The 12,315-nt window shown below is 42.1% G+C and carries 12 protein-coding genes; 3 read left to right on the forward strand and 9 right to left on the reverse strand.

Annotation, left to right across the window (positions count from 1 at the left end):
* Nucleotides 1-150: 150 nt before the first annotated feature.
* From EOD41_RS06455 to pnuC, 8 genes are all read right to left on the reverse strand, one after another.
* Entirely contained in the window at nucleotides 151-690 is a 540-nt protein-coding gene (locus EOD41_RS06455) for an RNA polymerase sigma factor (RefSeq protein ID WP_127703976.1), read from the reverse strand.
* A 264-nt stretch (nucleotides 691-954) separates the two neighbouring features.
* Entirely contained in the window at nucleotides 955-1,974 is a 1,020-nt protein-coding gene (murB, locus tag EOD41_RS06460; protein ID WP_127703977.1) for a UDP-N-acetylmuramate dehydrogenase, read from the reverse strand.
* A gap of 41 nt (nucleotides 1,975-2,015) precedes the next feature.
* Nucleotides 2,016-3,329: a cryptochrome/photolyase family protein gene (locus EOD41_RS06465; protein ID WP_127703978.1), complete on the reverse strand. Its 1,314-nt coding sequence runs from the start codon at nucleotides 3,327-3,329 to the stop codon at nucleotides 2,016-2,018.
* Nucleotides 3,319-4,221 (reverse strand): TIGR01777 family oxidoreductase, encoded by a 903-nt coding sequence (locus tag EOD41_RS06470; RefSeq protein ID WP_127703979.1) that lies wholly within the window; start codon nucleotides 4,219-4,221, stop codon nucleotides 3,319-3,321. The genes EOD41_RS06465 and EOD41_RS06470 overlap by 11 nt, the downstream gene beginning before the upstream one ends.
* 122 nt (nucleotides 4,222-4,343) lie before the next feature.
* Complete coding sequence (locus tag EOD41_RS06475; RefSeq protein WP_127703980.1) at nucleotides 4,344-4,532, reverse strand: hypothetical protein; 189 nt, start codon at nucleotides 4,530-4,532, stop codon at nucleotides 4,344-4,346.
* A 53-nt stretch (nucleotides 4,533-4,585) separates the two neighbouring features.
* The gene (locus tag EOD41_RS06480) at nucleotides 4,586-6,217 is read right to left on the reverse strand and encodes a glycosyltransferase family 39 protein (RefSeq protein WP_127703981.1); all 1,632 of its coding nucleotides are present in this window, start codon (nucleotides 6,215-6,217) and stop codon (nucleotides 4,586-4,588) included.
* A gap of 215 nt (nucleotides 6,218-6,432) precedes the next feature.
* Nucleotides 6,433-7,002, reverse strand: coding sequence for an AAA family ATPase (locus tag EOD41_RS06485; RefSeq protein ID WP_240663220.1), 570 nt, complete (start codon nucleotides 7,000-7,002; stop codon nucleotides 6,433-6,435).
* A 57-nt stretch (nucleotides 7,003-7,059) separates the two neighbouring features.
* On the reverse strand, nucleotides 7,060-7,626 hold the full coding sequence (gene pnuC / locus EOD41_RS06490; RefSeq protein WP_240663223.1) for a nicotinamide riboside transporter PnuC: 567 nt from the start codon (nucleotides 7,624-7,626) through the stop codon (nucleotides 7,060-7,062).
* A gap of 473 nt (nucleotides 7,627-8,099) precedes the next feature.
* Between pnuC and EOD41_RS06495 the strand changes: the two genes are divergently transcribed.
* On the forward strand, nucleotides 8,100-9,239 hold the full coding sequence (locus EOD41_RS06495; RefSeq protein ID WP_127703982.1) for an acyl-CoA dehydrogenase: 1,140 nt from the start codon (nucleotides 8,100-8,102) through the stop codon (nucleotides 9,237-9,239).
* Nucleotides 9,240-9,297: 58 nt separating this feature from the next.
* Nucleotides 9,298-10,527, forward strand: a complete 1,230-nt coding sequence (locus EOD41_RS06500; RefSeq protein ID WP_127703983.1) for a TlpA disulfide reductase family protein — start codon at nucleotides 9,298-9,300, stop codon at nucleotides 10,525-10,527.
* Nucleotides 10,528-10,619: 92 nt separating this feature from the next.
* Here the strand turns inward: EOD41_RS06500 and pepT are convergent, their stop codons facing one another.
* The gene (pepT, locus tag EOD41_RS06505) at nucleotides 10,620-11,870 is read right to left on the reverse strand and encodes a peptidase T (protein ID WP_127703984.1); all 1,251 of its coding nucleotides are present in this window, start codon (nucleotides 11,868-11,870) and stop codon (nucleotides 10,620-10,622) included.
* Between the two features lie 87 nt (nucleotides 11,871-11,957).
* Here pepT and EOD41_RS06510 point away from each other — a divergent pair, with 87 nt between their 5' ends.
* Nucleotides 11,958-12,311, forward strand: coding sequence for an MmcQ/YjbR family DNA-binding protein (locus EOD41_RS06510; protein ID WP_127703985.1), 354 nt, complete (start codon nucleotides 11,958-11,960; stop codon nucleotides 12,309-12,311).
* Nucleotides 12,312-12,315 lie beyond the last annotated feature (4 nt).

A 12,315-nucleotide genomic window follows, 5' to 3' on the forward strand; every position in this document is an offset into this window, starting at 1 on the left:
AATGACATATCCCTCTATTTTACGCGCCTTGTGGATTGGCAAAAAAATCCTCTTCTTTGGATAGGGTAAGGAGAAATCTTAAACGCAGAAACCCGCCCAAAGAGGCGGGTTTCTGCTATATATTGAGTTTTAATTTGCTCTTGCTACTACTTAGTCGATTTCGGCATATACCGGCTTTGCAATACCATTGTCATACGCTTTAAGGTTTTTCTTTAACAGTTTGCGTGCAACGTGTATACGGGTTTTAACAGTACCAATTGGAATTTCCAGATGATCGGCAATCTCATGGTATTTATGGCCTTCAAAATACATAGTGAATGGCACATAGTAATCTTCAGGAAGTTTTTCAAGGGCTTTCTTAATATCATCCATGATGAACTTTGATTCGCCTTGATTTTTAGTTGAGCTGAATACCAGGTTTGGTGAAGATATCTCATCAGACTTGGTAACAAAAGTGCTCATTTTAACAAAGCGACGGTAGTTGTTAATGAAAGTGTTTTTCATGATTGTGTATAACCACCCTTTTAAATTAGTACCTTCTTTAAACTTGTTGTAATAAGTTATGGCCTTTAACATGGTGTCTTGCACCAAATCGTTGGCATCGTCAGCATCATGGGTAAAGTGTAATGCGTATGACCTTAATGAACTTGCTTGACGTAATACCAGGGTGTTAAACTCAATCTTTGTCATAATAGTAGTGTTTGTTGTGATTGAGTAAAGACAATTATGATACCATTTGCCAAATTCGCCGATAAAATGAGTGCATTTACCGGCAATTACAGTTGTTTTACGTTCAAACATGTATCAAATGGTAACAGATGTATTAAAAAGCTGTGTACAGATATAGAGAAAAGTGTATGGAATAGCAGAATATTAACTACTAATTAATAAGCACTGCTATAAAATGTAGTTTTAACAAGATAGCTTTTCCAAGATTTACCTTTAGGCAAGCCGTTAAGCAATGATATTTACCTCACGCTCAAGTTGTACGCCAAACTTTTGGTACACACTGTCTATGATTTGCGACGAAAAGTTGTACACTTCCTGCCCGGTAGCGCCACCATGGTTTACCAGTACCAACGCCTGATTTTTCCAGGTGCCGGTATTACCAACCACTTTGCCTTTCCAGCCGCATTGTTCAATAAGCCAGCCGGCTGCTAATTTTATAAACCCTTCGCCCGCGGGATAGTTCACCGCATCAGGGTGATTAGTTTTTAACAATTCAAACTTATCAACAGGTATAACCGGATTTTTAAAAAAACTCCCTGCATTTCCTATGGTTGACGGGTCGGGCAATTTTGATACACGGATGTGCGATACCACCTGCGATACATCTTTTATAGTAGGTTCGGTAATGCCACGTGCAGCCAGTTCCTGCCCAATGGCGCCGTAGGTGATATTGATATTTGGATTAAGGGATAGCTTGAACTTAACTAATGTAATAATATACTGCCCCTTCAAATCGCTTTTAAACACGCTTTCACGATATCCGAAGCGGCAATCTTCCTTACTAAAAGTTTTAAATGCACCGGTGGCTATTTCAAACGCATGGCATTTGTAAAATACGTCCTTAAGTTCAACACCGTAGGCGCCGATGTTTTGTATGGGCGATGCACCAACCGAGCCGGGTATCAGGCTCAGGTTTTCCATACCTGCAAAATTACGGTCGACGCAAAAATTCACCAGATCATTCCAAACCTCACCCGCGCCGGCTTCAACAAACACTTCATCATTGTTGATGTGATGTTCAATGCCACGAATGTTCATGCGGATAACCAGCCCGTCGAAATCAGAAACCATTAGCATATTGCTGCCGCCACCTAAAATCAGTCGAGGCAACTGCTTCCATTGCTCATCAGCAAACAGTTCAACCAATTCATCTTCACGACTTATTTCGGCGAAGTATCTCGCGTAAGCCTCAATACCAAAAGTGTTCAGATTTTTTAGGGAAACGTTTTCCTGTATTTGCAGCATGGTGCAGGCGAATTTCGGAATTTTAGTTGGGATTGGGTAATCTATCTGTTCAACGCAGCCTTAAACGCTTTCAAACATCTTTCCCGTGCAAACTTATGGTCGACAATAGGGCGAGGGTATTTAGTAAAATCAGCATATTCGGGCACCCATTTTTTAATGTACTTTAAATCGGGATCGAACTTCTTTTGCTGCGATTCGGGATTGAATATCCTGAAATAAGGCGCGGCATCAGTACCGCTGCCTGCGGCCCATTGCCAGCCGCCTACATTGCTTGCCATTTCATAATCCAATAGCTTTTGGGCAAAGTAATGCTCTCCCCAGCGCCAGTCGATAAGCAAATCTTTACTCAAAAAGCTTGCGGTTATCATGCGTACACGGTTGTGCATGTAACCAGTTGCATTGAGTTCGCGCATGCCTGCATCAACAATGGGATAACCGGTTTCACCTTTGCACCATGCCTCGAACTGCTTTTCATCGTTTACCCATTGTATGCGATCGTATTCCGGACGAAAGGCATGATCCATGGTTTGAGGGAAGTGATATAACACCATCATATAAAACTCACGCCATATCAACTCATTCAGCCAGGTTTTTTCATTACAACTATTGCCATCGCTTGCCAGTTGCCGTATGCTTACTGTACCAAAGCGCAAATGAATACCAATCCTTGAGGTGCCTTTTATTCCGGGATAATCGCGTGTTTTCGAATAATCATCCATCACATCCCGATATTCTTTATCCGGAAACACACGGTCGCTTTTAACAAAACCCATTTCTTTTAAGGTGGGCATTGCAGGCGCTTCAAACAAGTAAAAATTTTTAAAATATTTTTTGTTTGGATATGCTGTAAGATAAAAAGGCTTAAGTGTTTCCAGCCATTTACGTTTGTATGGTGTAAACACGGTGTACGGCTTACTGTCATCTTTCAGTACCTCACCTCTGTCAAATATTACCTGGTCTTTATATGTCTTAAGTGCTATGCCTCGTCCTTTTAACGAAGCCGCTATCTGTGTATCACGTTGCGCAGCATAAGGCTCGTAATCATGATTAGTGTAGGCTTCGGCAACAGAATATTTTTCTAAAACCTTCTTCCAGGCATATTCAGGTGTATCATACACAACAAGCAAATCGCTGCCAAGCTTTTTAAGCGCAGCCTTTAGTTCTTCAATAGCTTGATAGATGAAAGTTACGCGTGCGTCATCTTTGTCTTTTAGATCGTCTAATATCTCTTTATCAAAAATAAAGAATGGCAGAACCGGCTTACCGCTTTTCAGCGCGTAATATAAACCGGCATTATCTTCTAGTCGCAGATCACGCCTGAACCAGAAAACAGCTACTCCTTCCTTACTTTGCATAGATATCTTGCAGCGCTTCGTTTAAGTTGACAAATTTGAATTTGTAACCGGCTTCCTGGATTTTTTGTGCAGAAACCTTAGTACTGCCTAATACAAGCGTTGCCATTTCTCCTAAAAAAGTTTTCAGCGCGAAGCCGGGCACATTAGGCATCCAAAACGGCCGTTTCAAAACCTTAGCTACTGCTTTGGTAAGTTGCTTGTTGGTTACAGGATGCGGTGCAACCATGTTAAAGGTTCCCTGTATGTTATTTTCAATAGCGAAAAGATACATTGCGGCTACGTCATGCCAATGTATCCATGATATCCACTGTTTACCACTACCTAAAGCAGCGCCAAAGCCAAATTTTACAGGCAGTGATAGCTGAGGCAGTGCGCCTTCTTTTTTATCAAGTACAACACCCGTACGAAATTTAACAATGCGTAATCCCAACTGGTGGCCCTCGTCAACCGCGGCTTCCCACTCAATGCAGCATTGCGCTAAAAAATCAGTATTCGGCGCGTTGCTTTCATACATTAGTTTATCTTCCCGGTCACTGTAATAACCAATCCCGGATGCAGAAATTACCGACTTTACCTTATGTGGCTTGCGCTTAAGCAAATTATATAATAACGCAATTGACTTGGTACGACTCTCAATTAATACTTTCTTGCGCTTGTCTGTCCAGCGCTCATCAGCAATGCCGGCTCCGGCAAGATGTATTATGGTATCCACGCCATCAATGCATGCCTCATCAATAACACCATTGTTAACATCCCATTGATAAGTTTTTACCTTCGGATCTTTTCCGGGACTACGGCTAAGGTGGCTTACAGTGTAACCTTTATTGAGCAGGAAACTTGTAAGCTGTTGCCCTAATGCGCCTGAACCACCGGTGATGAGTACGCTTTTCATGTATGTGCAACAATAATTAATACAAACCGTTTTTAGCAGACTAACACCACAGGTTGTAATCTACTGGCATAAAAAAAGCGCCCTTAACAAAAGGCGCTTTTTAAAAATATTTTTCGGGGAGCTTACTTCAGTATAGCAAAAACTGCTTTAAAAGCTATCAGCGTTCCTATTATCATGGCGATGTTAGCAATCCATGAGTAGATAGAAGCGTCACCTGCAAAACGGAAAAAACAACCGAACAAACCTATTACAATTGCAATTACCAGTAATTTGTAGTGCCCTTCGGCGTTTGCATTTTCCATTGACTTCATAGCTTTTCTTTTTAATTAGCGCAAAAATAAAAAATAGTTGCTTACCCGCAATATTAATTGTTAGTGAAATCCATCAAACTAACATTTATATCGCTTACTGCTCTCTTATCTTCCGGCTTGTAAGTATCTACTTCTTTGCCAAGCGTTAGCACATGTTTATAAAACAACTCCGGACCGTCCCCCTTATTATAAAACCATTCCGGGTCGCCAATGTAATCGCCAACCGGGATATTGATATGATTATTTTGAATTATCCATACCCTTTTACGGCCTTTTAGCGCTAACAGGTCTTTATCCAAATGATTGAAGTACTCGTTAAAACTTTTGCTCTGATGCCGGTAATCTTTGCCTTCGATAGCCACAGGCAAGTCAGCCAGATCTTTATATAACCTGTATCCCGGCAGATCATTCCAATACACATAAATAGCATCGCCGGGCTTGTAATGGGCTTTCATGTAAAGCAATGCCTCGCGTTGGTACGACTTTTTGTAATCACCAAACAAGTATGGGTTTAAAAGCTGATTAAAGGTATTTTTTACCGGGCCGAACAATAACAATAGTATCAGCATGGCCTGAACCATCTTAGATGTGTTATTAGTTCCCGCAAAAAGATCGCATCCTGCACCAAGCAGCAGTATAAATACCGGCGCCAGGAAAAGCGTAAGCCGCTCGTGAAACGGATATAACTTTACTGTTGAAGCGGCCATAACTATGGCGAAGCACGACACAATAAATATCAGCAGCCACCTGTTTTTACCGTATAGATAATATACTCCTGCAGCAGCCAGCACCAACGGCACAAATATCATCCGTTGCATTGCCTGGTTCATCACACTCGACAGGTTATACACATTAAACCAGCTTAAGCCCATCGGGTAGTTTAAAAAGCTCACCATACGCTCGGCTATCCATTTAATGGCACCAGCCGACAAAGGCATAAAACCTTCATGGGTTTCAAAAAAGAAAATCAGCCATCCCGTGTCAGCGTCTTTTCCGCTAAACAAAATATAATTTACTAAAAAACTACCGAACCATAAAGCGTATATCCTGAAAGAGCCAATAAGCGTAGTGTATCTGCGTTGAAACAACTGAATAACAGTTACAGTAAATGCTATAGCAGCCAGTATAAATACAGATGCGAACGAGAACCATACAATAACAGCTCCCCACAGCCCCCATATAAGCTGCTGCTTTAAGCTGTTTTTTGTATGATATTTTATGTACAGATACAGAAGCAGTACCGTACCAAAAGCTTCAACTGCATATTGCTTAGCCTCTACCCCGTGGTATAATATAATCGGCGAAAAAGCCATTATAGCCACCGCTGCAATAACACCGCCCGGTTTCAGGAAAAACTTTGCTACCTGAATAAAAATAATCAATGATAATACACCGCAGATAAATGAGAATAAGCGCAGTGCTATTTCAGTGTTGCCCAGCAGGTAAGTAAACGTTTTTACAACATACAGATAACCCAAAGGTGCTTTTTGCTGATAAGGCATAGGCTGGGTTGCCAGCTGATGATAATTATAATGCACTATCCCCGTTGACAGGTACACTTCATCTTCCCAAAGTGAGCGGTTATCTATTAAATGAAATAATCTTATCGCGATGCCGATGCCAACAATTGCCCATAATAAATATTTAAAAACAGGAGATTTTTGCGGAGATTGATTTTGGGGCATACAGGGTTAAATACGAAATATTTAAAGTAAAAGTTTTGCACCGACATATCATAATAAAAGCGCTTATTGCAAGCACTTTTATTTAGTATAGCAAAGATTTTAATCCTCAATTTATTTTAATGTAATCACACTGTCGCATTAATAATTAGCGATGAGTTTCAAACCCCTCCCTATTGCAAGTTTATAGTTTACAACGGTTCTTTACTGAAACCAGTTTAATTGTTAGCCTTCTTTCTTAGATAAGTATCTATAGCCGCAACAGCTTTTTGATATCTGTCATCTCCAAGGCCGGATATAACTACATAATTGGCATTTAGCTCCTGTAGTTCTTTGTGCCATACCTGCATAAAGTGCTCGCGCATATCAGGGAAATCACGTAACGGGTCGTCCTGCCAGGGCATATCAATATCCAGCAGCAGGTACAGGTCATATGTGTGGTTAGGCAATTCGTTTAATACCCCCTGCGGGGCATGGCCGAACATCTGGTCGCTCCAGATTTTAATAGTGATAAACGTAGTATCACAAATAAGCAGTTTGTTTGCACGGGGCAGGTATTGTTTTTCCAGTTCCAACTGACCGTAAAACATATTTATTTCGTCCTGAAAAGTGCAGGGAGCAGTAAGCTTCTCGCAATATTCCCGCGCATATTCAGGAACCCATACAGTATGGTAATACTTTGCTAAATATGCCGACATGGTTGACTTGCCCGTTGATTCGGGGCCTACAACTGCTATTTTTATGATATTTGATCCGTTTGAGTTCATAACATTAAGGTCTTTCTCCATGTGGTGGGATTAAGGAGTATTCTCGCTTCCAGTCAAAATAACCCATCAGCGCTATGATTAATAAATAGCATACATAATTGCCGTCAGGTACAAGTCTTTGTAAACATATACACCAACATACACCGCATCAACAAACACCCATATCAGCCAGTTTTCTAAAACTTTTCGTGCCAGAAAAACCTGCGCCACAATACTGCAGGCCGCGCAAAAGCTATCAATATAAGGTAGTGACGCCGTAGTATATTTGAGTACGCTGCCTAACAAAAGTGTAACGGCCAGAATTGCCGCTGCAGATAACAGGATTTCACGCTTGCTAATAAGTGAGACAGGCGTTTTCGATTCGTTTGAACGGTTTCTGCTCCAGTAATGCCAGCCGTAAATATTCATGGCGAGGAAATAAAACTGGAGGCACATGTCGGCAAATAGCCTGGCCTCGTAAAAAATGACGATATATATCGATACGCTGATGATAGCGAACGGCCAGTTCCAGATGTTGTTTTTAGCCGCCAGGTAAACACATGCCAACCCGGTTATTACTGCAATTACTTCAGTAATGCTTTGCAGCTGCCACCATTCACCTATTGATGATAAAAGATCCATCTGCATCAAATATAATAACTGCATATAATAGTGTACTGTTTTCGGTATTATGTAGTAAAAGCAATACATATTTATGTGGCTATTTACATACACTTCATGTGCGCCATGATTATTTTATCCTAAAAAGAGCATTTATTAACCCATTAAATACAACTTTTGGGAATAATAAAGCTATTTGTAAAGTCAATGTTCTATGTAACGGGTTAGTTACCCATTCTGATGAAATTGTGGCGTTGTAATTGTTATAATCTTACCGACTTTGCATCTATCAGAAATAACGATATATACAACGTCTACCTTTGAAAAACATTTGTTAGAATTTTCAGACACCCAGGCTGAAATGTTTATGTTCTTTGTTTTGGGTTTAATCAATAGTTTAAATTAATTAGGGGAAAGGGAGCTTCCAAAAAAAGCTCTCTTTTTTTATGCCTAAAATTTACTATGCTTGCATATTAAATCCAATACGTTAATTTTAACCTGTACATACACATCTATATATGGATTTCCAATTATCTGAAGAGCAACTGATGGTACGCCAGGCTGCCCGTGATTTTGCCCAAGCCGAACTTAAGCCCGGCGTTATCGAGCGTGATGAGCATCAAAAGTTCCCGGCTGAGCAAATAAAAAAACTGGGTGAGCTGGGCTTTCTGGGCATGATGGTATCGCCGCAGTATGGCGGCAGCGGCCTCGACGCGGTATCATATGTTCTGGTCATGGAAGAGCTTTCAAAAGTGGATGCTTCGGCCTCGGTAGTGGTATCTGTTAACAATTCGCTGGTTTGCTATGGGCTTGAAAAATATGGCAGCGATTTCCAAAAAGAGAAATACCTTATACCTCTTGCCAAAGGCGAGGTGATAGGAGCATTCTGCTTGTCGGAGCCGGAAGCGGGGTCTGACGCTACTTCTCAACACACCACCGCTATTGATATGGGCGACCATTACCTGATTAACGGTACTAAAAACTGGATAACAAACGGCGGCACTGCCTCTACATATATTGTAATTGCGCAAACCGACCCTGCAAAAAAACATCATGGTATAAATGCTTTTATTGTGGAAAAGGGGATGGAAGGTTTCACTGTTGGCCCGAAGGAAAACAAAATGGGCATCCGCGGGTCAGACACGCATTCGCTGATGTTCAGTGATGTAAAAGTGCCCAAAGAGAACCGCATTGGTGAGGATGGTTTCGGGTTTACATTTGCCATGAAGATATTGGAAGGCGGGCGCATAGGCATCGCCGCGCAGGCGCTGGGTGTAGCGTCGGGGGCGTATGAGCTGTCGGTACAGTATGCAAAAGAGCGGCAGTCGTTTGGTAAACCTATAGCGCAGCATCAGGCCATACAATTTAAACTGGCCGATATGGCTACCGAAATTGAAGCCGCAAGATTACTTTGCCTGCAGGCCGCCTGGCTAAAAGATAACAATCAACCCTATGGTAATGCCAGCGCTATGGCGAAACTGTTTGCTTCTCAAACCGCAATGAAAACTACAGTTGAGGCTGTACAGATACATGGCGGCTATGGCTATGTAAAGGAATACCATGTAGAGCGGTTGATGCGCGACGCCAAGATCACGCAGATATACGAGGGGACATCAGAAATTCAAAAGATTGTCATATCGCGCGAAGCGCTGAAGTAGTATACCGCTTTTTATTATACCTTTGAAAGTATATTAACTTAGTAGACTTTTTTAGGGCATGATATATAAAAAGATCCTCCCGATCGCAGTAATAATATTTACTATCTCAACAGGTTTCGCGCAGAAATTAACTACAGGTGCATGGCGCGGCGCTTTAACTACATCGTCGGCTGAGCAAATACCTTTCAATTTTGAAGTGACTGACAATGGCGGCAAGCAGCAGATAGACATTATAAATGGTAGTGAGCATTTCAAAGTAACTGACATAACCACTAAAGGCGACTCAGTTTTTATAAAGATGCCTTTGTTTGATTCGGAATTTAAATTAAAAAGAAATGCCAACGGCCTTGCCGGTAGCTGGATAAAGCATGGCGCTACCAGCGATGTTTCCACACCTTTTAAAGCTACTCCCGGCACAAAATGGCGCTTTTTTGAAAAACCTGCAAAACCGCAATTCAATATCGATGGCCGGTGGTCGGCAGTGTTTGGCGAAGGCGATGGCAAAGAAAGCACAGTAGGCGAATTTAAACAGAATGGCCAAACAGTTACCGGTACGTTTTTAACCACTACAGGTGATTACCGCTTTCTGGAAGGCCTTGTAGCAGGCGACAGCCTTTATCTTTCATGCTTTGATGGCGGGCACGCTTATCTTTTCAAGGCTAAAATAAACGATGACAAAACAATAACTAACGGTAAATTCTTCTCCGGACTTACAGGCACCGACGTTTGGACGGCTGTTAAAGATCCGGACGCAAAACTACCCGACGCTTATTCGCTCACTGCCTTAAAACCCGGTTACAAAAAGCTTGATTTCAGCTTTACCGATTTACAGGGTAATAAGGTATCGCCAAGTGATGATAAATACAAAGGCAAAGTAGTGATAGTACAGATACTTGGTTCGTGGTGCCCTAATTGTATGGATGAAACAGCTTATATGGTTGATTATTATAAAAAATATCAATCAAAAGGAGTGGAGGTTATAGGTTTGGCTTATGAGCGTACAAAAGACCGTGCACGTTCTGAACGTACCGTAAAGCAACTGCAGCAACGTTTCAATATACCGTATCCTTTATTGATAACCGGCTATACACCTGCAAAGGATGAAACCGCGCAAAGCCTGCCTGCCTTAGCCAAAGTTGTAGGTTTCCCTACCACTATCATCATAGATAAAAAAGGTGATGTACGTAAAATACATACCGGTTTCAGCGGACCGGCAACCGGAGAGCATTACACTGAGTTTATCAGTGAGTTTGAAAAGCTGACCGACGATTTGCTGGCCGAGAAATAAAAGTATTAAGTGTCATTTCGACGAGGTACGAAGAGAAATCTTCTGAAAGCATTAAGTTTTACAAAGTTTCTCACCGCGTTCGAAATAACATCTTACGCCCGCTCTTCCCAAATCATGCACAAATGCAAAATGGTTTCAACGGCCTTTTGCATGTCCTGTACCGATACCCACTCCTGTTTGCTGTGAAATGCGTGCTCACCGGCGAATATGTTAGGGCAGGGCAAGCCCATAAATGATAGCCGCGATCCGTCGGTTCCGCCCCTGATACTGCATAGTTTTGCATCAAGTCCGGCGCGTTTAATGGCTTCAATGCCGTATTCAACAATCTCCGGGTGTTCATCAAGCACGCTTTTCATGTTACGATATTGTTCCGTTATTTTCAATGAGTAGCTGGAGTTTGGATATCTATTTAATACTTCATCAGCAATCCGCTTGAGCGCTTCCGCATGATCATGCAACTTTTCTTCAGCGAAGTCGCGGATAATAAAATCTATCGTCGCGGTTTCAACATGACCCTGTACGCCTACCGGATGCACAAAACCTTCCATGTCTTCGGTGCCTTCGGGAGAGAGGTTGTGCGGCAGCTTGGCAATTATCTCTCCTGCTATTTTTATAGCGCTTTCCATTTTGCCTTTGGCAAAGCCCGGGTGAGTGCTTACACCATTAATGGTCAGCCGGGCGCCATCAGCGCTGAAAGTTTCATTTTCCATGTTTCCGGCGCTTTCACCATCCATAGTATAACCTGCATAGGCGCCAAGCTTTTCAATATTAACCTTATCAACACCCCGACCTATCTCTTCATCAGGAGTGAATAATATTCTTATAGTGCCATGCTTTATTTCAGGATGATTGATCAGCTGGTAGCACGCATCCATAATCTCGGCAACGCCTGCTTTGTTATCCGCCCCAAGCAGGGTAGTACCGCTGGCGGTTATGATGTCGTTGCCTATTTGATTCTGTAGGTCGGGATGCTCATCAAGTCTCAGCACTTGCGTATCGTCGTCAGGCAGTACAATATTATTGCCTTGATAATCTTTATCTATCAGAGGTTTTACGCCCTCGCCGCTGCAATCGGGTGATGTATCCATATGTGAGCAAAAGCAAATCACCGGGACATCTTTGTCAGTATTAGCGGGAATGGTAGCATATACATATCCATATTCGTCAAGGTGTGCGTCTGTAACGCCTATTTCCAACAGTTCCTGCACCAGCAAACGGCCAAGGTTTTTTTGCTTTTCAGTAGACGGATATGTGGACGATTCGGGGTCAGATTGCGTATCAATAACCACATAACGCAAAAAGCGATCGGTTACTGTAAATTTTAATGCAGGAAGTTTACTCATTATGCTAACTTTATCGGCAGTGCCGCTATGCAATATTAACCAACCATTTTATTGTTTGGCTTTAAAAATTGGAAATTTATCACCGTTATGGATATTGAACAATTGCGCGACTATTGCCTTGCCAAGCCCGGCGTTACCGAAGGATTCCCTTTTGGTGAGGAAACGCTGGTGTTTAAGGTAGGCGAGAAGCTGTTCCTGCTGATCGGTCTCGACGATGCAAGCAGCTTTAACGTGAAATGTGATCCTGAACTGGCCGTTGAGCTACGCGAGCGTTACAATGAAGTAAAGCCCGGTTACCACATGAACAAGCAGCACTGGAACACGGTAAGCATAACCGGCAGCCTTACCATAAAACAACTGAAAGATATGATCGACCACTCGTATGAGCTGGTTTTTAAAAGCCTTCCTAAAAAATTACAAGCCGAAATTAACGGCAATTAATAAA

The organism is Mucilaginibacter limnophilus (genome assembly GCF_004005815.1).
In the GTDB taxonomy this organism is placed as follows: Bacteria; Bacteroidota; Bacteroidia; order Sphingobacteriales; family Sphingobacteriaceae; genus Mucilaginibacter; species Mucilaginibacter limnophilus.